We start from the raw sequence: 20,183 nt of genomic DNA on the forward strand, positions 1-20,183 counted from the left end.
CCGTCGGGCAGCCGTGCGGACGGCTGGGCGGCGTGTCCGAAATAGTGTGTATTGGGTCGGCAGTGTAGAACGGGAGATGTGACGGCGATGGCTACGGATACTCCCCAGCTCCACGCAGCACGTGCCGTCCCCGCGCCGGGCAGCCGGCGGTGACGGGAACCGGCACGGCGCGCGCCCTCGACCCGGAGCGCGGCACCCTCGACAAGGCCGCGGGCGAGAACTTCCCGGTGGCCCCGTTCTTCCTGCCCCGGGCCTGGCGCACCGACCTCATGGCCGTCTACGGCTTCGCCCGTCTGGTCGACGACATCGGCGACGGCGACCTGGCCCCCGGTGGCGCCGACGCCCGGCTGCTCGGTGTGTCCCCGCAGGACGCCGAGGACCGGCTGGTTCTGCTGGACGCCTTCGAGGCCGACCTGCGCAGGGTCTTCGGCTCGACCCCGCGCCACCCCCTGCTGCGCCGCCTCCAGCCCACCGTCCGCCGCTGCTCGCTGACCCCGGAGCCGTTCCTCGGCCTGATCGCCGCCAACCGCCAGGACCAACTGGTCAGCCGGTACGAGACCTACGACGACCTCCTCGCCTACTGCGAGCTCTCCGCCAACCCCGTCGGCCGCCTCGTCCTCGCCGTCACCGGCACCTCGACGCCCGAGCGGATCCGCCGCTCCGACATGATCTGCACGGCCCTGCAGATCGTCGAGCACCTCCAGGACGTGGCCGAGGACCTCGGCCGCGACCGTGTTTACCTGCCCGCCGCCGACATGAAGCGTTTTCACGTCCAGGAGACGGACCTCGCCACGAAATCTGCCGGAGCGTCGGTCCGTGCGCTGATTGCGTATGAAGCGCAAAGGGCCCGGGATCTCCTGAATGAAGGCGCCCCCCTGGTGGGTAGCGTCCACGGCAGGCTGAAGCTGCTGCTCGCAGGGTTCGTGGCAGGGGGAAGGGCGGCCGTCCACGCGATCGCCGCCGCCGAATACGACGTACTTCCCGGCCCGCCCGAGCCCGGCAAGGTCCGGTTGCTGCGTGAGGTGGGCGTGACTCTGCGAGGAGAGGGGTGATCCGGACCGTGGAGCCGGAACCACACGCGTCCCCACCGGTACTCGCCGCCTACAGCTACTGCGAGGCCGTCACGGGGCGGCAGGCTCGTAACTTCGCCTATGGCATCCGGCTGCTGCCGACGCCTCAGCGCCGTGCGATGTCGGCGCTGTACGCGTTCTCGCGGCGGGTCGACGACATCGGCGACGGCGCGCTCGCCCACGACGTCAAGGTCGCCAGGATGGAGGAGACCCGGGCGCTGCTCACCCGGATCCGGGAGGGCGAGGTCGACGAGGACGACATCGACCCCGTCGCCGTCGCGCTCACGCACGCCGCCGGGGCCTTCCCGATCCCGCTGGGCGGCCTCGACGAGCTCATCGACGGTGTCCTGATGGACGTCCGCGGCGAGACCTACGAGACCTGGGACGACCTGAAGGTCTACTGCCGCTGTGTCGCGGGCGCCATCGGACGCCTCTCGCTCGGTGTGTTCGGCACGGAGCCGGGGGCACGCGGCGTCGACCGCGCGCCCGAGTACGCCGACACGCTCGGTCTCGCGCTCCAGCTCACCAATATCCTGCGGGACGTCCGCGAGGACGCCGTGGGCGGGCGCACCTACCTGCCCGCCGACGACCTCGCCAAGTTCGGCTGCTCGGCCGGCTTCAGCGGGCCGCGGCCACCGGAGGGCTCCGACTTCGCGGGCCTCGTGCACTTCGAAGTGCGACGGGCCCGCGCTCTCTTCGCCGAGGGCTACCGGCTGCTCCCCATGCTCGACCGGCGCAGCGGTGCCTGTGTCGCCGCCATGGCCGGCATCTACCGCCGCCTCCTCGACCGCATCGAGCGCGACCCGGAGGCCGTGCTGCGCGGCCGCGTCTCCCTCCCCGGCCGGGAGAAGGCGTACGTCGCCGTACGCGGCCTGTCCGGCCTGGACGCCCGGCATGTGACGCGACGGGCCGTCAGGAGGCGTGCGTGACGGACAAAGGTGCCGCCGTCGGCGGAAAGCGGCGGGCAACCCTCCGGCGCGGGGCGGCGTCCCTGACTGAGATGGCCGGCCGTGCGTCGTTCGAGCCGCACGGCCGCCGCGCAGGGGAGGGTGCGCGATGACCCACGGCACGCGGTCCCAGGGGCCGGTCGCGGACGGGCGGCACACCGTCGTGGTGGGCGGCGGGCTCGCCGGTGTCACCACGGCGCTCGCGCTCGCCGACGCCGGAGTGCGTGTCACGCTGCTGGAGGGCAGGCCGAGACTCGGCGGACTGGCCTTCTCCTTCCAGCGCGGCGGTCTGAGCGTCGACAACGGACAGCATGTGTACCTGCGCTGCTGCACGGCCTACCGCTGGTTCCTCGACCGCATCGAGGGCGCGGCGCTGGCTCCGCTGCAGGACCGGCTCGACGTACCCGTCCTGGACGTCGCGCGGCCCGAGGGGCGCCGGCTCGGCAGGCTGCGGCGCGACGCGCTGCCCGTGCCCCTGCATCTGGGGCGCAGCCTCGCCACCTACCCGCACCTGTCGCTCGCCGACCGCGCCAAGGTGGGCCGGGCCGCGCTGGCGCTCAAGGGACTCGACCTCGCCGATCCGGCCCTGGACGCACAGGACTTCGGCAGCTGGCTGGCCGCGCACGGCCAGTCGGAGCGCGCCGTCGAGGCCCTGTGGGACCTGGTCGGGGTCGCCACCCTCAACGCGGTCGCGGGCGACGCCTCCCTGGGGCTCGCCGCGATGGTGTTCAAGACCGGCCTGCTGTCCGACCCGGGCGCGGCCGACATCGGCTGGGCGCATGTCCCGCTCGGCGAACTGCACGACCGGCTGGCCCGCAAGGCGCTCGACTCCGCGGGCGTCCGCACCGAGCTCCGTACCCGCGTCACCTCCGTCGCCGGGAACACGAACGGCGGCTGGAGCGTCCAGGTTCCCGGCGAGACGCTGGAGGCGGATGCCGTGGTGTTCGCCGTACCGCAGCGCGAGGCCTACGACCTGCTGCCCGAGGGCGCGCTTGACGCCCCCGAGCGGCTCCTTCGGATCGGCACCGCGCCGATCCTCAACGTCCATGTGGTGTACGACCGCAAGGTGCTCGCCCGGCCGTTCTTCACCGCCCTCGGCTCCCCGGTGCAGTGGGTCTTCGACCGCACCGAGGCCTCCGGGCTGCGCGAGGGGCAGTACCTCGCGCTGTCGCAGTCGGCGGCCCAGGACGAGATCGACGAGCCCGTGGCCGTGCTGCGCGAGCGGTACCTGCCCGAGCTGGAGCGGCTGCTGCCCCTGACCCGCGGCGCCGAGGTGAAGGACTTCTTCGTCACCCGGGAGCGCACCGCGACCTTCGCTCCCACCCCCGGCGTCGGGCGCCTCAGGCCCGGCGCCCGCACCAAGGCATCCGGCCTCTACCTGGCCGGAGCGTGGACCGCCACCGGGTGGCCCGCGACCATGGAGAGTGCGGTCCGCAGCGGCGTCGGTGCGGCGGACGCCGTGCTGGGCGCCCTGGGCCGGCCCCGCCCACGGCACCTCTTCGAGTTCGAGGAGGCGGCGTGACGCTCGATCAGCACCACACGGCAGGCGGCCCCCGCACCTCAGGTACCGCAACAAGAGGAGAGACTGTGCCCACTGTGCCCCCGGCCTCGAAGGCCGCTCGAGAGACCGCGGTGGACGTGGCCGCGCTCCTGGAGCGCGGCCGGACCCTGGCCATGCCGGTACTGCGGGCGGCCATCGACCGCCTGGCACCTCCCATGGACACTGTTGCCGCCTACCACTTCGGATGGATCGACGCCCAGGGCAGGCCCACGGAGGGGGACGGCGGCAAGGCCGTACGCCCCGCACTCGCGGTGCTCTCCGCCGAGGTCATGTCCGCCGCCCCCGAGACCGGCATCCCCGGCGCCGTCGCCGTGGAACTCGTCCACAACTTCTCCCTCCTCCACGACGACCTGATGGACGGCGACGAACAGCGCCGTCACCGTGACACGGTCTGGAAGGTGCACGGCCCCGCCCAGGCCATCCTGGTCGGCGACGCCCTGTTCGCCCTCGCCAACGAGGTGCTCCTCGAACTCGGCACCGTCGAGGCCGGCCGCGCCACCCGCCGTCTGACCACCGCCAGCCGCGCCCTGATCGACGGTCAGGCCCAGGACATCTCCTACGAGCACCGCGACCGCGTCACCGTCGAGGAGTGCCTGGAGATGGAGGGCAACAAGACCGGCGCCCTGCTCGCCTCCGCCAGCTCCATCGGCGCGGTGCTCGGCGGCGCCGACGACCGCACCGCCGACACACTGGAGAAGTACGGCTACCACCTGGGCCTCGCCTTCCAGGCCGTCGACGACCTCCTCGGCATCTGGGGCGACCCGGTCTCCACCGGCAAGCAGACCTGGAGCGACCTGCGTCAGCGCAAGAAGTCGCTGCCGGTCGTGGCCGCCCTCGCGGCGGGCGGCTCCGCCTCCGAGCGGCTCGGCGAGATCCTCGCCGCCGACGCCAAGGCGAGCGACTTCGAGAACTTCTCCGAGGAGGAGTTCGCGGCCCGCGCCGCCCTCATCGAAGAGGCCGGCGGCCGCGAGTGGACCGCCGACGAGGCACGCCGTCAGCACACCATCGCCATCGAAGCCCTCGACGCCGTCGACATGCCCGACCGGGTGCGGGACCAGTTCGCGGCGCTCGCCGACTTCGTCGTCGTACGAAAGAGATGATCACTATCGGTCGAATAGCCCTCGCGTAGTCGCCGGCCGGTGCCGCGAGACAGCACGGAGCACCGGCCGACGGCGGACCCACAGCAGCTGCACACCTTGCACCACTGCACGAAGGGGAAGCCATGACAGCGACGACCGACGGAAGCACCGGGGCCCTGCCACCCCGCGCCGCCGCGGCCAGCGAACACGACACCGACATCCCCGCGGCGGCCGGGGTACCCGAAGCCGCCGCACGCGCCGCCCGGCGCGCCACCGACTTCCTGCTCTCCCGCCAGGACGCCGAGGGCTGGTGGAAGGGCGACCTCGAGACCAACGTCACGATGGACGCCGAGGACCTGCTGCTCCGTCAGTTCCTGGGCATCCGCGACGAGAAGACCACCCGGGCCGCAGCCCTCTTCATCCGCGGAGAACAGCGCGACGACGGCGCCTGGGCGACCTTCTACGGCGGCCCCGGCGAACTCTCCGCCAGCATCGAGGCCTACGTCGCCCTACGCCTGGCCGGTGACGCGCCGGACGCGCCGCACATGGCGAAGGCCTCGGCCTGGATCCGGAAGCAGGGCGGCGTCGCCGAGGCCCGGGTCTTCACCCGGATCTGGCTGGCCCTGTTCGGCTGGTGGAAGTGGGAGGACCTGCCCGAACTCCCGCCGGAACTCATCTGGTTCCCGAAGTGGGCGCCCCTCAACATCTACGACTTCGGCTGCTGGGCCCGGCAGACGATAGTCCCCCTGACGATCGTCTCCGCGAAGCGGCCGGTACGCCCCGCGCCCTTCCCCCTCGACGAGCTGCACACCGACCCGGCCGCCCCGAACCCCGCCAAGCCCCTTGCCCCGGTGGCCAGTTGGGACGGCGCCTTCCAGCGGATGGACAAGGGCCTGCACGCCCTGCGGAAGGTCGCCCCGCGCCGGCTGCGCGCAGCCGCCATGAACAGCGCCGCCCGCTGGATCGTCGAACGGCAGGAGAACGACGGCTGCTGGGGCGGGATCCAGCCGCCCGCCGTGTACTCGATCATCGCCCTGCACCTGCTCGGCTACGACCTCCAGCACCCCGTGATGCGGGAGGGCCTGGCATCCCTGGACCGCTTCGCCGTGTGGCGCGAGGACGGGGCCCGGATGATCGAGGCCTGCCAGTCCCCGGTCTGGGACACCTGCCTCGCCGCGATCGCGCTCGTCGACGCCGGACTGCCCGCCGACCACCCCCAGCTGGTGAAGGCCGCGGACTGGATGCTGGGCGAGGAGATCGTCAGACCCGGCGACTGGTCCGTCAAGCGGCCCCAACTGCCGCCCGGGGGCTGGGCGTTCGAGTTCCACAACGACAACTACCCCGACATCGACGACACCGCCGAGGTGATCCTCGCGCTGCGCCGGATCACGCACCACGACCCGGAGAAGCTGGACAAGGCCATCGGGCGCGGTATGCGCTGGACCCTCGGCATGCAGTCGAGGAACGGCGCTTGGGCCGCCTTCGACGTCGACAACACCAGCCCGTTCCCGAACCGGCTGCCGTTCTGCGACTTCGGCGAGGTCATCGACCCGCCCTCCGCCGACGTCACCGCGCACGTCGTCGAGATGCTCGCCGTGGAGGGACTCGCCCACCACCCGCGCACCCGGCGCGGCATCGAGTGGCTGCTGGCCGAACAGGAGCCGGACGGCTCGTGGTTCGGGCGCTGGGGCGTCAACTACGTCTACGGCACCGGATCCGTCGTCCCCGCCCTGGTGGCCGCGGGCCTCCCCGCCGCGCACCCGGCGCTCCGGCGGGCGGTGACCTGGCTGGAGTCGGTCCAGAACGACGACGGCGGCTGGGGCGAGGACCTGCGCTCCTACAAGGACGTCAAGGAGTGGAGCGGCAAGGGCGCCTCGACCGCCTCCCAGACGGCGTGGGCCCTGATGGCCCTGCTCGCGGCGGGGGAGCGGGACTCCAAGGCCGTCGAACGCGGCGTCGAATGGCTCGCCGCCACCCAGCGGGAGGACGGCTCCTGGGACGAGCCCTACTTCACGGGGACGGGCTTCCCGTGGGACTTCTCGATCAACTACCACCTCTACCGGCAGGTGTTCCCGCTCACCGCGCTCGGCCGGTACGTCCACGGGGAGCCCTTCGCCGACCGGCACCACGGGAGCGGTGCGGCCGGGAGGCCGTTCACCGAGGCCAAGGGGAGCTGATGAGCACCCCGCCCGCCCCGGTCCCGCTGCTGATCGCCTGCGCGCTCGGCATCGAGCAGCTCGCCCTGCGGGCGGGCGAGAGAGGCGGCGCCGGCGGGCCGGTCACCGTGCTGCGCACCGGCATGGGGCCCGCGGCGGCCGAGCGGTCCGTCACCCGGATGCTCGCCGGCCCGGCCCTGCGCGACGCCGCCGTCCTGGCCACCGGCTTCTGCGCGGGCCTCGCGCCCGGCATGCACCCCGGTGACCTGGTCGTCGCCGAGGAGACCCGCGACCCGCGGGGCACGACCGCCTGCGTCGGGACCGAGCTGCTGGTCAAGGAGCTGGCCCGGGCCGTGCCCGGGCGGACCGTGCACACCGGGCCTCTCAGCGGCTCCGACCACGTCGTACGCGGTCCCGAACGGTCCGATCTCCGCGCCACCGGCGCGATCGCGGTCGACATGGAATCCGCCGTCACGCTCCTGAGCGCCGTACGCGCGGGCGAGCGCCCGGTTGCGGCCGTCCGGGTGGTCGTGGACGCTCCAGAACATGAACTCGTCCGGATCGGCACGGTGCGCGGTGGAATATCAGCTTTCCGTGTCCTTCGTTCCGTCCTTCCCGCTTTCTTCGAATGGCACCGTTCCTTGCTGCTCCCCAGGAGGTGAGCCAGATGGCCATGCCGCTTCGACAGTCCATCAAGGTCGCTACATATTTGGCTGAACAGAAGCTCCGCCGGCGGGACAAGTTCCCGCTGATCGTCGAGCTGGAGCCGCTGTTCGCCTGCAACCTCAAGTGCGAGGGGTGCGGCAAGATCCAGCACCCGGCCGGGGTGCTCAAGCAGCGGATGCCGGTCGCGCAGGCGGTCGGAGCGGTGCTGGAGTCCGGTGCCCCCATGGTGTCCATCGCCGGTGGCGAGCCCCTGATGCACCCGCAGATCGACGAGATCGTGCGTCAGCTGGTGGCCAGGCGGAAGTACGTTTTCCTCTGCACCAACGCGCTGCTCATGCGCAAGAAGATGGACAAGTTCAAGCCCTCCCCCTACTTCGCCTTCGCGGTGCACATCGACGGGCTGCGCGAGCGGCACGACGAGTCGGTGGCGAAGGAGGGCGTCTTCGACGAGGCCGTGGAGGCCATCAAGGAGGCCAAGCGGCGCGGCTTCCGGGTGACCACCAACTCGACCTTCTTCAACACCGACACCCCGCAGACCATCATCGAGGTGCTGAACTTCCTCAACGACGACCTCCGGGTCGACGAGATGATGATCTCGCCCGCCTATGCCTACGAGAAGGCCCCCGACCAGGAGCACTTCCTCGGCGTGGAGCAGACCCGCGAGCTGTTCAAGAAGGCCTTCGCGGGCGGCAACCGGCGGCGCTGGCGGCTCAACCACTCCCCGCTCTTCCTGGACTTCCTGGAGGGCAAGGTCGACTTCCCCTGCACCGCGTGGGCGATCCCGAACTACTCGCTGTTCGGCTGGCAGCGCCCCTGCTACCTGATGAGCGACGGGTACGTGCCGACGTACCGGGAGCTGGTCGAGGACACCGACTGGGACAAGTACGGACGCGGCAAGGACCCGCGCTGCGCCAACTGCATGGCGCACTGCGGCTACGAGCCCACCGCCGTGCTCGCCACCATGGGATCGCTGAAGGAGTCCCTGCGCGCCCTGCGCGAGACGGTCTCCGGGAACCGGGAGCAGATGCCATGACCGCCATCTCGCTGGGTGTCCCCGAGGTGCCGGCCCGGCCGATCGCCGAGCGGCGCGCCTCGCGCCGGATCCAGGTCGGTCCGGTGGCGGTCGGGGGCGGGGCCCCGGTGTCGGTGCAGTCGATGACGACGACCCGTACGTCGGACATCGGCGCCACTCTGCAGCAGATCGCCGAACTCACCGCGTCCGGCTGCCAGATCGTCCGGGTCGCCTGCCCGACCCAGGACGACGCGGACGCGCTCGCGACCATCGCGCGCAAGTCGCAGATCCCGGTGATCGCGGACATCCACTTCCAGCCGAAGTACGTGTTCGCGGCCATCGAGGCGGGCTGCGCGGCCGTCCGCGTCAATCCCGGCAACATCAAGCAGTTCGACGATCGGATCAAGGAGATCGCGCAGGCCGCCAAGGACCACGGCACCCCGATCCGGATCGGCGTCAACGCCGGATCGCTGGACCGGCGGCTGCTCCAGAAGTACGGCAGGGCGACCCCGGAGGCGCTGGTGGAGAGCGCGCTGTGGGAGGCCTCGCTGTTCGAGGAGCACGGCTTCCGGGACATCAAGATCTCCGTCAAGCACAACGACCCGGTCGTGATGATCGAGGCGTACAGGCAGCTCGCCGAGCAGTGCGACTACCCGCTGCACCTCGGGGTGACGGAGGCGGGCCCGGCGTTCCAGGGCACGATCAAGTCGGCGGTGGCGTTCGGCGCGCTGCTGTCGCGCGGCATCGGCGACACGATCCGGGTGTCGCTGTCGGCCCCGCCGGCCGAGGAGGTCAAGGTCGGCATCCAGATCCTGCAGTCCCTGGGGCTGAGGGAGCGCAGGCTGGAGATCGTCTCCTGTCCGTCCTGCGGACGCGCCCAGGTCGATGTCTACAAGCTCGCCGACGAGGTCACGGCCGGGCTCGAGGGCATGGAGGTGCCGCTGCGCGTCGCCGTCATGGGGTGTGTGGTCAACGGACCCGGCGAGGCGCGGGAGGCCGATCTGGGGGTGGCCTCCGGCAACGGCAAGGGGCAGATCTTCGTGAAGGGCGAGGTCATCAAGACCGTCCCCGAGTCGAAGATCGTCGAGACGCTGATCGAAGAGGCGATGAAGATCGCCGAGCAGATGGAGCAGGACGGCACGGGCCCGGGGGAGCCGGCCGTCTCCGTGAGCTGAACAGCACGGCATTCGAAGGGGGCCCGACGTGACGATTCTGGAGAGCATCCGGGGACCACGCGATCTGAAGGCGCTGTCCGAGGCGGAACTCGGTGAACTGTCCGACGAGATCAGGGAGTTCCTGGTGCACGCGGTCGCCAGGACCGGCGGCCATCTGGGACCCAACCTGGGCGTGGTGGAGCTCACCGTGGCCCTGCACCGGGTCTTCGAGTCTCCGGTCGACCGCATCCTGTGGGACACCGGCCACCAGAGCTATGTCCACAAGCTGCTGACGGGACGGCAGGACTTCTCCAAACTGCGCGGCAAGGGCGGCCTGTCCGGCTACCCCTCACGTGAGGAGTCCGAGCACGACGTCATCGAGAACAGCCACGCCTCCACGGCGCTCGGCTGGGCCGACGGGCTGGCCAAGGCCCGCCAGGTGCAGGGGGAGCAGGGCCATGTCGTCGCGGTCATCGGCGACGGCGCCCTGACCGGCGGCATGGCCTGGGAGGCCCTGAACAACATCGCGGCCGCCAAGAACCGGCCGCTGATCATCGTCGTCAACGACAACGAACGCTCCTACGCCCCCACCACCGGCGGCCTCGCCAACCACCTCGCCACCCTGCGCACGACCGACGGCTACGAGCGGGTCCTGGCCTGGGGCAAGGACGTGCTCCAGGGCACGCCCCTGGTCGGCCACACCCTCTACGAGGCCCTGCACGGCGCGAAGAAGGGCTTCAAGGACGCCTTCGCCCCGCAGGGCCTGTTCGAGGACCTGGGCCTGAAGTACGTGGGTCCGATCGACGGGCATGACATCGGGGCCGTGGAGTCCGCCCTGCGGCGCGCGAAACGGTTCCACGGGCCGGTCCTCGTCCACTGCCTCACCGAGAAGGGCCGCGGCTACGAACCCGCCCTCGCCCACGAGGAGGACCACTTCCACACCGTCGGCGTCATGGACCCGCTGACCTGCGCGCCGCTCTCACCGGCGGGCGGCCCCTCCTGGACCTCCGTGTTCGGCGAGGAGATCGTCAGGATCGGCGAGGAGCGGGACGACGTGGTGGCGATCACCGCCGCGATGCTGCATCCGGTCGGCCTCGGCGCCTTCGCCGAGCGGTTCCCGGACCGGGTGTGGGACGTCGGCATCGCCGAGCAGCACGCGGCCGTGTCCGCGGCGGGCCTGGCGACGGGCGGCCTGCACCCGGTCGTCGCCGTCTACGCCACCTTCCTCAACCGTGCCTTCGACCAGCTCCTGATGGACGTGGCCCTGCACCGCTGCGGGGTCACCTTCGTCCTGGACCGGGCCGGAGTCACCGGTGTCGACGGGGCCTCCCACAACGGCATGTGGGACATGTCCGTCCTCCAGGTCGTCCCCGGCCTGCGGATCGCCGCGCCCCGGGACGCCGACCAGCTACGGCTCCAGTTGCGCGAGGCGGTCGCCGTCGACGACGCCCCGACCCTGCTGCGCTTCCCGAAGGAGTCCGTCGGCCCGTCGGTCCCGGCGCTCGACCGGGTGGGCGGACTGGACGTGCTGCACCGTTCCTCACGGCCACAGGTACTCCTGGTGGCCGTGGGCGTGATGGCGCCCGTCTGCCTCCAGGCCGCCGAACTGCTCGAAGCCCGCGGGATCGGCTGCACCGTCGTCGACCCCCGCTGGGTCAAGCCCGTCGACCCGGCGCTCCCGGGCCTCGCCGCCGGACACCGTCTGGTCGCCGTCGTCGAGGACAACAGCCGGGCCGCCGGGGTCGGCTCCGCCGTGGCGCTGGCCCTCGGCGACGCCGACGTCGACGTACCGGTACGGCGCTTCGGCATTCCGGAGCAGTTCCTCGCGCACGCCAAGCGCGGCGAGGTGCTCGCCGACATCGGCCTGACACCCGTCGAGATCGCCGGACGGATCAGCGGAAGCCTGGCCGTCACGCAAGAGCTGTCCAAGGAGCCACTGGAATGACAACCGCCGAGTCCGCGTCGGAGTCGTCGCAGGCCGGGGAGTTCGACCTCGGCAAGCTGCTGGCCGAGCGCGCGGCCGAGCGCTACGAGCTGCACACCAGGTACCTCAACCACCAGCTCCCGCGCATGCTGCACACCATCGGCTTCGACAAGGTCTACGAGCGCGCCGAGGGCGCCTACTTCTACGACGCGGACGGCAACGACTACCTCGACATGCTCGCCGGGTTCGGGGTGATGGGCATCGGCCGCCACCACCCCGTCGTACGCAAGGCACTGCACGACGTCCTGGACGCCGGGCTCGCCGACCTCACCCGGTTCGACTGTCAGCCGCTGCCCGGCCTGCTGGCCGAGAAGCTGCTCGCGCACAGCCCGCACCTGGACCGGGTGTTCTTCGGCAACAGCGGCACGGAGGCGGTCGAGGGAGCGCTGAAGTTCGCCCGGTTCGTCACCGGCAGACCCAGGATCCTGTACTGCGCGCACGCCTTCCACGGCCTGACCACCGGCTCCCTCTCCGTGAACGGCGAGTCCGGATTCCGCGACGGCTTCGCCCCGCTGCTGCCCGACACGGCCGTACCGCTCGGCGACCTCGACGCGCTGGAGAAGGAGCTGAAGAAGGGCGATGTCGCCGCCCTGATCGTCGAACCGATCCAGGGCAAGGGCGTACTGGCGGCCCCGCCCGGCTATCTGCCCGCCGCCCAGGAGCTGCTGCACCGGCACAAGGCCCTGCTCATCGCCGACGAGGTGCAGACCGGCCTCGGCCGGACCGGCGACTTCTACGGCTACCAGCACGAGGACGGCGTGGACCCCGACCTGGTGTGCGTGGCCAAGGCGCTCTCCGGCGGCTATGTGCCGGTCGGCGCCACGCTCGGCAAGGACTGGATCTTCAAGAAGGTCTATTCGTCCATGGACCGGGTGCTGGTCCACTCGGCGAGCTTCGGCTCCAACGCGCAGGCGATGGCGGCGGGCCTCGCGGTGCTGTCGGTGATGGAGAACGAGCAGATCGTGGCCAACGTCCGGGCCACCGGAGAACAGCTCAGGTCCCGGCTGGCGGCACTGACGGACCGGTACGAGATGCTCGCCGACGTCCGCGGCCGGGGACTGATGATCGGCATCGAGTTCGGCCGGCCGAAGTCACTGAAGCTGCGCAGCCGCTGGGCCATGCTCCAGGCCGCGCGCAAGGGACTGTTCGCGCAGATGGTCGTCGTACCGCTGCTCCAGCGGCACCGGATCCTCACCCAGGTCTCCGGCGACCACATGGAGGTGATCAAGCTGATCCCGCCGCTGATCATCGGCGAGCGGGAGGTGGACCGCTTCGTCGACGCCTTCACCGCCGTGATGGACGACGCGCACAACGGCGGTCTGGTGTGGGACTTCGGGAAGACCCTGGTCAAACAGGCGGTGGCCAACCGGTAGGCGCTGGACCGCGGCTTTTGCCTCTGAGGCAAGAAATTTGCCGCAGGGGCAAGCCTCCGGCTGAATGGAGGCATGAGCTCCTCCGAACAGCCCGGTGAGCTGCCCGCCGTAGCCCCACAGCTGCGCGCGCTGCGACGCCAGGCCTCCCTGACGCTCGAGGCCGCGGCCCGTGCCGCCGGGCTGTCGCCCGCCCACCTCTCCCGTCTGGAGACCGGACAGCGTCAGCCCTCACTGCCGATGCTGCTCGCACTCGCCCGCGTCTACGGTACGACCGTCTCCGAACTGCTCGGTGAGACGGTCGCCGACCGGGACGCCGTGGTCCGCGCGGCCGACATGGAACCGACCACGGCGGGCGGCTGGACGTACTGGCAGGCCGGCGCGTCCGGACGCGGGATGCAGGCCCTGCGCGTCCATGTGCCCCACGGCTCCCAGGGCGACATCGTGCGCGTCCACCCGGGCGAGGAGTGGCTCCATGTGCTGCGGGGCCGGCTGCGGCTGCGCCTCGGGGACACCACGCACCGGCTGGCGCCCGGCGACAGCGCCCACTTCGACTCGCTCACCCCGCACCGGATCGCCGCCGAGGACCAGGACGGCGTCGAGCTGCTGTTCGTCCACACCCTGATGCAGAGCCCGACGGCCACCCTGTGCCTGGGCCCCACCCCTGGAGAGACGCCTTGAGCGACATCGAGGACAAGTTCCCGCGCGCCCTGTGGGTGCGGCTGTTCGTCTACCTCGTGGTGGGGCATGTCTTCGCCGCGTTCGTGTACTTCCTGTTCGAGGCCGGGGCCCGTTAGGGCCTGGCCTCAGTCGAGGAGCCGCTCACGCAGCTGCTCGCGGGTCTCCGGAGCGATCTCGAGCCCCTTCTCCAGATAGGCGTCGACGCCGCCCCAGGTCTCCTCGATGGTGTCGAAGGCCGCCGTCAGATACTCGGCGCGCGCGTCGAACAGGGGGCTGAGCAGCTCCATGACCTCGGGGGAGTAGGCCGAGTCGGCGGAGCCGCTGCGCCGCACCTTGTAGCGGCGGTGCTTGGCGTTCGACTTCAGATAGTCCTCGACGATCGCCTCGCGCTCGACGCCCACCGCGAGCAGTGTCACCGCGATGGAGAGGCCCGCGCGGTCCTTGCCCGCCGCGCAGTGCATCAGTGCGGGGACGCTGTCCTCGGCGAGCGCGTGCAGCACCTTCGAGTGCTCGGCGGTGCGGTGTTTGATGATCGTGCGGTAGGAGGCGATCATCCGGCCCGCGCCCTTGCCGTCCGAGAGGATCGCGCGCAGCTGCTCAAGGTCGCCGTCGCGGACCAGCTTCCAGAACTCGGCGCCGTCGGCGGGGTCGCTCAGCGGCAGGTTCACATTGCGCACGCCCGGCAGTTCGACGTCCGGCCCTTCGAGCTTCTGGTCGGCCTCGTTGCGGAAGTCGAAGATCGTGTGCAGGCCCAGACCGGTCAGGAAGGCGGCGTCCTCACCGGTCGCGTGCGCGAGGTGGCCGCTGCGGAACAGCACTCCCGGCCGCACCCGCCGTCCGTCCACGGTCGGCAGTCCGCCCACATCACGGAAGTTGCGCACTGCGGCCAGCTCGGGTTCGGTCGAGGGGACCTGCTGTGTCACGGGGGCTCCTCCCACTCGGTGCCGTCGGCGCGGCTCGTCGACGGGCACCACCTGACGATACGACATGCCTGCCAGGGGCAATGAGTTGTCCACAGGCGTTGCCGGAAGCCCCCGAAGCCCTTGATGATGTTGGGGCCTGGTCGCACCTGGTCGGGCTTGTTCGAATCTGTGAGGGCTTGATGCTGGAGATCTCCGAAGACGGTCGTACATGGGTGCTCTCGGGGCCGGCCAGCAGTTACGCCGTCCATGTCACCGACCGGGACGAGCTGCTGCACCTGCACTGGGGTGCCCGGATCGGCCTCGCCGACGCCGAGGCCCTGGCCGTCCGGCCGCTGCCGGACTACTGGGCCTTCGAGTCCCCGCTCGACGGACGCGAGGAGTACCCGGTCGAGGGCGGCCCCCGCTTCGCCCGGCCCGCCCTGTCCGTGCGCACCGCCGAGCGCCGCGGCACGGAGTGGTCGTACGAGGGCCATGACGCCGAGGGCGGCGAGCTGCGGCTGCGCTTCCGCGACGGCGACCTGGCCGTCGCGCTGCACTACCGGATGCGTTCCTCGGCCGATGTCGTCGAGCGCTGGGTGACCCTGGAGAACCACGGGCCGGACGTCGAGGTGCTGCGCGCCGACTCCGCCACCTGGACCCTGCCCGACCGCGACACCTGGCGGCTGTCCCAGCTGCACGGCCGCTGGGGCGCCGAGTCCCGGCTGACGCGCTCCACCCTCACCTACGGCGAGAAGGTCATCGGCAGCCGCCGTGGCCACACCTCCCACCAGCATCTGCCGTGGGTCGCGCTCGACTCCGACGCGACCGAGGAGCGCGGGGAGGTCTACGGCTGCGCCCTGGGCTGGTCCGGGTCCTGGCGGATCGCGGTGGCCCAACTCCCGGACGCGCGCGTGCAGATCACCGGCGGGGCCGGACACGACGACTCGGGCCTGTTGACGCTGGGCGCGGGCGGGTCGTACACGACCCCCGTCTTCGCCGGGCTCTGGAGCGACGGCGGCTTCGGCGGGGCGAGCCGCGCCTGGCATGCCTGGCAGCGGACCCACGTCGTTCCGGACGCGGACCGGGACCGGCCGGTGCTGTTCAACTCCTGGGAGGCCACCGAGTTCGACATCTCGGAGGAGCAGCAGCGGGCGCTCGCCGAGCGGGCCGCGGCCATGGGCGTCGAGCTGTTCGTGGTCGACGACGGCTGGTTCGGGTCCCGGACCAGCGACCGGGCCGGGCTCGGTGACTGGACCCCCAACCCCGACCGCTTCCCGGGCGGTCTGAAGCCGCTCGCCGACCATGTGCACGGCCTCGGCATGCGGTTCGGGATCTGGGTCGAGCCGGAGATGGTCAACGCGGACAGCGACCTCTACCGCGCGCACCCCGACTGGGTGCAGTACCAACCAGGACGAAAGCGGACGGAATTCCGCAATCAGCTCGTGCTGAACCTCGCCCGCGAGGATGTCCAGGAGTATCTGTGGGAGCAGCTCGACGGGCTGCTCTCCAGCGCGCCGATCGACTACGTCAAGTGGGACTTCAACCGCTGCTTCAGTGACGCCGGCTGGCCGGACGACCCCTACCCGCAGCGGCTCTGGGTCGACCACGTCCACGCCCTGTACGCCCTGCTGGACCGGCTGCGGGCGGCGCACTCCGGTGTGGCCTTCGAGTCCTGCTCGGGCGGTGGCGGCCGGATCGACCTCGGAGTGCTGGGCCGCACGGACCAGGTGTGGACGTCCGACAACACCGACCCGCTCGACCGGCTCGCCATCCAGCACGGCTTCAGCCAGATCCATCCGGCCCGGGTCATGGCCGCCTGGGTCACCGACAGCCCGAACGCCATGCTCAACCAGCGGGCCAGCTCCCTGCGGTTCCGGTTCGTCAGTGCCATGGCCGGTGTGCTCGGGGTGGGCGGCGACCTCACGCGGTGGACGGCGGAGGAGCTCGCCGAGGCGCGGGGCTGGGTGGACCTCTACAAGGAGATCCGACCCGTGGTGCAGCGCGGCGACCTGTACCGGCTGCGGGCCCCGGAGGGCGGCCTGAGCGCGGTGCAGTACGCACTCGGTGACGAGACCGTCGTCCTCGCCTGGCTCCAGGCGCAGCGCTACGGCGAGCCTGTTCCGGCGCTCCGGCTGCGGGGTCTTGACTCGGCAGCGGAGTACGAATGCCTCGAAACGGGTGAAGTTCACCGAGGGGCCGTACTTACCCATCACGGACTGCGGGTCGGTCTGCGCGGGGACCTGGATGCCGCGGTCGTCCGCCTTCGACGGAAGTAGCCGTTCTGTCCGGATCGAGTGGATAGGGTGAATAAGGCGCTTCAAGCGTTTCGGTATAACGTGCCCCGATCGTAAAGGAGATGAGGTCGGGGTGCGTGACCATCGTCATATTCGTGACGATCTGTTGTCGCCATGTTCACGTAATTCTTGCGTTATTCAGGGACATTGAGGCGAAACAGGGATCGGGAATCCACGCTCGGTGACGGGAAATGTGCCGACGCGTCAAGAAAAACGCCCTCACAGGCAACCGCAAGCTTGTCCCATTGCGTCTCGGTCGCTTACGTTCCACACCAATCCGGACGGACGCCTAATCCTGCCGCCGCCCGGAGCCCCACACACTCACCCGTGTATGGCAGGAGCGGGGGACCCACAGGTAAGACGCCTGTTCCGGTTCCCGGAACGGCTTGGGGTTCAGCCGCACTTCGGCGCGGCCGGGCATCTCCAGCCCGCACCCGACAGCTCACCTCGCAGGCGCCGGAGAGGAATTCGCCATGCCCGCGAAGGGTAAGCATCGCCGCCCGAAGTCCCAGCGTTTCACCCGCTCCATCGCCGTCGCCGGAACCGGTGGGGCCGCCCTCGCCCTTCCGCTCATGGGCGCCGCCGGTGCCCACGCCGCGACCCCGCAGTCGGCTCCGGAAAAGGCCGTCCAGTCCGCTCCGGCGGCCGGGAAGAAGGCTGCCGAAAAGGCCGCGGACGCCCACACGTACACCGTGAAGGCCGGCGACTATCTCGCGAAGATCGCCGACGACCAGAACGTCAGCGGTGGCTGGAAGAAGCTCTACAGCGACAACCGTGACGCCGTCGGCTCCGACCCGTCGCTGATCCACCCGGGCCTCAAGCTCTCGGTCGGCAAGAAGGCGGCGAGCGCGCCCAAGACGCAGTCGTCCGCGCCCAAGGCGGCCGAGAAGCCGAAGGCGGCGGAGAAGCCGAAGGCGGCGGAGAAGTCGTCCGCCTCCGAGTCGTCCCCGAAGGGCGGCACCGCCGCGAAGCCGGCCGCCGCCAAGCCGGCCGCCGAGGCCTCCGGCTTCAGCCTCCCGGTGGACGGCGCCGCCGTCGGCACCCCGTACCACATGTCCGGCAGCATGTGGTCCAGCGGCTACCACACCGGTGTCGACTTCGTCGTCCCGACCGGCACCTCGCTCAAGGCCGTCGGCGCCGGCACGGTCGTCTCCGCCGGCTGGGGCGGCGCGTACGGCAACCAGGTCGTCATCCAGCTCGAGGACGGCAAGTACGCGCAGTACGCCCACCTGTCCCAGCTCTCCGTCTCGGCCGGCCAGACCGTGACGGCCGGGCAGCAGGTCGGCCTGTCCGGTGCGACCGGCAATGTGACCGGACCGCACCTGCACTTCGAGATCCGCACCTCGCCGGACTACGGCTCGGACGTGGACCCGGTCGCCTACCTGCGCTCGCACGGCGTCTCCGTGGGCTGACCGATCGCACAACCCTGGACCGATCGCACAACCCCCTGCCTGACACGCAGCCGAAGGCCGGACCCCGATCCCCGGGTCCGGCCTTCGGTGTGTGCGGCTGCCGATCGACTCACGGGGTCGACCCTCAAGGGATCGACAGGGAGCGGCAGTTGGGACACAGTGATCCCGTCGTGAGTGCAAGCGCTTTCTGAAGGAGCTGTGTTCCGTGCCGACCACCCGCAGAATGTTCGGAGCCGTGGCGGCCGGAGCCGCGCTGGCGGCCCTCGTCCCGACGGGGAGCGCGAACGCCGCACCCCGGCACCGGCGCCTCATCGCCCACGACGACTTCCGCCACGGCCTCGGTCGGTGGGCGACCGAACTCCAGGACGGCGGGTCCGTCACCGCCTCCCGCGGCGTCCTGGACATCGACGTTCCGGGCGGAGCGACCGTCTGGTTCAGACGGCGCCTCGACGGGCCCTACGTCCTCGAGTACACCGCCACGCCCGTCTCCGAGGGCGGGGCCAACGACCGGGTCTCGGACCTCAACAACTTCTGGAACGCGACCGACGTCCGCTCCCCGGGCGACCTCTTCGCGACGCCGCGTGGCGGGGCGCTGGAGGAGTACGACCATCTGACGACGTACTACGCCGGGTACGGCGCCAACTACAACACCACGACCCGGCTGCGGCGTTACGTGGGCCAGGCCGGTGTGCGTCCCCTGATCTTCGACTACACCGAGCCGCTGCTGGTCCCGGGCGAGCCGAACCGGGTCCGGATCGTCTCCGACGGGTCGACGGTGCGGTGGTGGAACAACGGGCGGCTCGTCTTCGACTACACCGATCCGCAGCCGTACACGGGCGGGCACTTCGCCTTCCGGACCGTGTGGAGCCACTTCCGGATCACGGGCTTCCGGGTCTGGCGACTGACCCCGGAACGTCCGTGAGGGGTGACCTATTCCGGAGTTGGCCAACCCTTTAGGAGTGGCTTATCTCACCGCCCGTCAACCCCTTCCTACGGTCGCGTAGGTCACATTCGAGGGTGAATCATGAGCGGCTGTGGCAGACGATTCGAAGAGTGACAGCAGAGCAGTGATCGGGTCGTACGTGGCGGTGGGGGACAGCTTCACCGAGGGCGTCGGCGATCCCGGCCCCGACGGGGCGTTCGTCGGCTGGGCCGACCGGTTCGCCGTGCTGCTCGCCGACCGCAGGCCCGAAGGCGACTTCCGGTACACCAACCTGGCCGTACGCGGAAAACTCCTCGACCAGATCGTGGCGAACCAGCTTCCGCGGGCCGTCGACATGGCCCCGGACCTCGTCTCGTTCTGCGCCGGGGGCAACGACATCATCCGGCCCGGCACCGACCCGGACGAGGTGGCCGAGCGGTTCGAGCAGGCCATCGCCCAGCTGGCGGCGGTGGCCGGGACGGTGATGGTGACGACCGGGTTCGACACCCGTCGCGTGCCCGTGCTCAGGCATCTGCGCGGCAAGATCGCCACGTACAACGGGCATGTCCGGGCCATCGCCGACCGGTACGGCTGCCCGGTGCTCGACCTGTGGTCCCTGCGCAGTGTCCAGGACCGCCGGGCCTGGGACTCCGACCGGCTGCACCTGTCGCCCGACGGTCACACGCGCGTGGCGCTCCGCGCGGGTCAGGTGCTCGGCCTCGAGGTGCCGGCCGACCCCGAGCAGGAGTGGCCTCCACTGCCGCCCCGCGGCACCCTCGACATCCGGCGGGACGACGTCCACTGGGCGCGCGAGTTCCTGGTGCCGTGGATCGGGCGCCGGTTGCGCGGGGAGTCGTCGGGGGACCATGTGACGGCCAAGGGTGCGCTGTCGCCGGAGGACATCAGGATGCGGATCGGTTCAGTGGCGTAGTCGCCCGCGCGGTGGGGGCGTCCCTCCCCAGCTGCGGGCATG

Annotated in this window: 18 protein-coding genes and 1 riboswitch; of the genes, 17 read left to right on the forward strand and 1 reads right to left on the reverse strand. The window is 71.0% G+C overall.

All coding sequences use genetic code 11. The annotated features are described in order from the left end of the window. Positions 1-149 precede the first annotated feature (149 nt). The 13 genes from hpnC to ACIBK5_RS06440 all read left to right on the forward strand — a co-directional run bounded on the left by hpnC (position 150) and on the right by ACIBK5_RS06440 (position 13,796). Positions 150-1,052: a squalene synthase HpnC gene (gene hpnC, locus ACIBK5_RS06380; RefSeq protein ID WP_399016797.1), complete on the forward strand. Its 903-nt coding sequence runs from the start codon at positions 150-152 to the stop codon at positions 1,050-1,052. Next, positions 1,049-1,999 carry a presqualene diphosphate synthase HpnD gene (gene hpnD / locus ACIBK5_RS06385; RefSeq protein WP_391112409.1) on the forward strand — a complete coding sequence of 317 codons (951 nt, stop codon included), beginning with the start codon at positions 1,049-1,051 and terminating at the stop codon, positions 1,997-1,999. Before hpnC ends, hpnD begins: the two co-directional genes overlap by 4 nt. Next, a complete protein-coding gene (locus tag ACIBK5_RS06390; protein ID WP_399016799.1) occupies positions 1,996-2,130 on the forward strand; it encodes a DUF6380 family protein in 135 nt (44 codons plus the stop codon). The genes hpnD and ACIBK5_RS06390 overlap by 4 nt, the downstream gene beginning before the upstream one ends. Next, positions 2,127-3,539 carry a hydroxysqualene dehydroxylase HpnE gene (hpnE, locus tag ACIBK5_RS06395; protein ID WP_399016801.1) on the forward strand — a complete coding sequence of 471 codons (1,413 nt, stop codon included), beginning with the start codon at positions 2,127-2,129 and terminating at the stop codon, positions 3,537-3,539. The genes ACIBK5_RS06390 and hpnE overlap by 4 nt, the downstream gene beginning before the upstream one ends. 74 nt (positions 3,540-3,613) lie before the next feature. After that, positions 3,614-4,678: a polyprenyl synthetase family protein gene (locus ACIBK5_RS06400; RefSeq protein WP_399017293.1), complete on the forward strand. Its 1,065-nt coding sequence runs from the start codon at positions 3,614-3,616 to the stop codon at positions 4,676-4,678. A gap of 122 nt (positions 4,679-4,800) precedes the next feature. Further along, a complete protein-coding gene (shc, locus tag ACIBK5_RS06405) occupies positions 4,801-6,834 on the forward strand; it encodes a squalene--hopene cyclase (protein ID WP_399016803.1) in 2,034 nt (677 codons plus the stop codon). Further along, positions 6,834-7,475, forward strand: coding sequence for a 1-hydroxy-2-methyl-2-butenyl 4-diphosphate reductase (locus tag ACIBK5_RS06410; protein ID WP_399016805.1), 642 nt, complete (start codon positions 6,834-6,836; stop codon positions 7,473-7,475). Before shc ends, ACIBK5_RS06410 begins: the two co-directional genes overlap by 1 nt. Before the next feature lie 5 nt (positions 7,476-7,480). Then, entirely contained in the window at positions 7,481-8,512 is a 1,032-nt protein-coding gene (hpnH, locus tag ACIBK5_RS06415; RefSeq protein ID WP_399016807.1) for an adenosyl-hopene transferase HpnH, read from the forward strand. Next, positions 8,509-9,666 carry a flavodoxin-dependent (E)-4-hydroxy-3-methylbut-2-enyl-diphosphate synthase gene (ispG, locus tag ACIBK5_RS06420; RefSeq protein ID WP_399016809.1) on the forward strand — a complete coding sequence of 386 codons (1,158 nt, stop codon included), beginning with the start codon at positions 8,509-8,511 and terminating at the stop codon, positions 9,664-9,666. Before hpnH ends, ispG begins: the two co-directional genes overlap by 4 nt. A gap of 28 nt (positions 9,667-9,694) precedes the next feature. After that, positions 9,695-11,590 carry a 1-deoxy-D-xylulose-5-phosphate synthase gene (gene dxs / locus ACIBK5_RS06425; protein ID WP_399016810.1) on the forward strand — a complete coding sequence of 632 codons (1,896 nt, stop codon included), beginning with the start codon at positions 9,695-9,697 and terminating at the stop codon, positions 11,588-11,590. Next, the gene (locus ACIBK5_RS06430; protein WP_399016812.1) at positions 11,587-13,002 is read left to right on the forward strand and encodes an aspartate aminotransferase family protein; all 1,416 of its coding nucleotides are present in this window, start codon (positions 11,587-11,589) and stop codon (positions 13,000-13,002) included. Before dxs ends, ACIBK5_RS06430 begins: the two co-directional genes overlap by 4 nt. A gap of 72 nt (positions 13,003-13,074) precedes the next feature. Further along, entirely contained in the window at positions 13,075-13,680 is a 606-nt protein-coding gene (locus ACIBK5_RS06435; protein ID WP_399016813.1) for a helix-turn-helix domain-containing protein, read from the forward strand. Beyond that, the gene (locus ACIBK5_RS06440; RefSeq protein ID WP_399016815.1) at positions 13,677-13,796 is read left to right on the forward strand and encodes a DUF6126 family protein; all 120 of its coding nucleotides are present in this window, start codon (positions 13,677-13,679) and stop codon (positions 13,794-13,796) included. Before ACIBK5_RS06435 ends, ACIBK5_RS06440 begins: the two co-directional genes overlap by 4 nt. 9 nt (positions 13,797-13,805) lie before the next feature. On the opposite strand, the gene ACIBK5_RS06445 is transcribed toward ACIBK5_RS06440, so the two are convergent. After that, positions 13,806-14,603 (reverse strand): tyrosine-protein phosphatase, encoded by a 798-nt coding sequence (locus ACIBK5_RS06445; protein WP_399016817.1) that lies wholly within the window; start codon positions 14,601-14,603, stop codon positions 13,806-13,808. 179 nt (positions 14,604-14,782) lie between these two features. On the opposite strand from ACIBK5_RS06445, the gene ACIBK5_RS06450 reads away from it, so the two are divergent. The 4 genes from ACIBK5_RS06450 (at position 14,783) to ACIBK5_RS06465 (ending at position 20,141) form a co-directional block, all read left to right on the forward strand. After that, positions 14,783-16,858: an alpha-galactosidase gene (locus ACIBK5_RS06450; RefSeq protein WP_399016819.1), complete on the forward strand. Its 2,076-nt coding sequence runs from the start codon at positions 14,783-14,785 to the stop codon at positions 16,856-16,858. A 294-nt stretch (positions 16,859-17,152) separates the two neighbouring features. Further along, positions 17,153-17,345, forward strand: a riboswitch (cyclic di-AMP (ydaO/yuaA leader). Between the two features lie 4 nt (positions 17,346-17,349). Continuing rightward, positions 17,350-18,288 carry a peptidoglycan DD-metalloendopeptidase family protein gene (locus ACIBK5_RS06455; protein ID WP_399016820.1) on the forward strand — a complete coding sequence of 313 codons (939 nt, stop codon included), beginning with the start codon at positions 17,350-17,352 and terminating at the stop codon, positions 18,286-18,288. Positions 18,289-18,493: 205 nt separating this feature from the next. Further along, entirely contained in the window at positions 18,494-19,210 is a 717-nt protein-coding gene (locus tag ACIBK5_RS06460; protein ID WP_399016822.1) for a DUF6250 domain-containing protein, read from the forward strand. 145 nt (positions 19,211-19,355) lie between these two features. Continuing rightward, the gene (locus ACIBK5_RS06465; protein ID WP_399016824.1) at positions 19,356-20,141 is read left to right on the forward strand and encodes an SGNH/GDSL hydrolase family protein; all 786 of its coding nucleotides are present in this window, start codon (positions 19,356-19,358) and stop codon (positions 20,139-20,141) included. Positions 20,142-20,183: the final 42 nt, after the last annotated feature.

This window comes from Streptomyces sp. NPDC050546 (genome assembly GCF_044457425.1).
GTDB lineage: Bacteria > Actinomycetota > Actinomycetes > Streptomycetales > Streptomycetaceae > Streptomyces.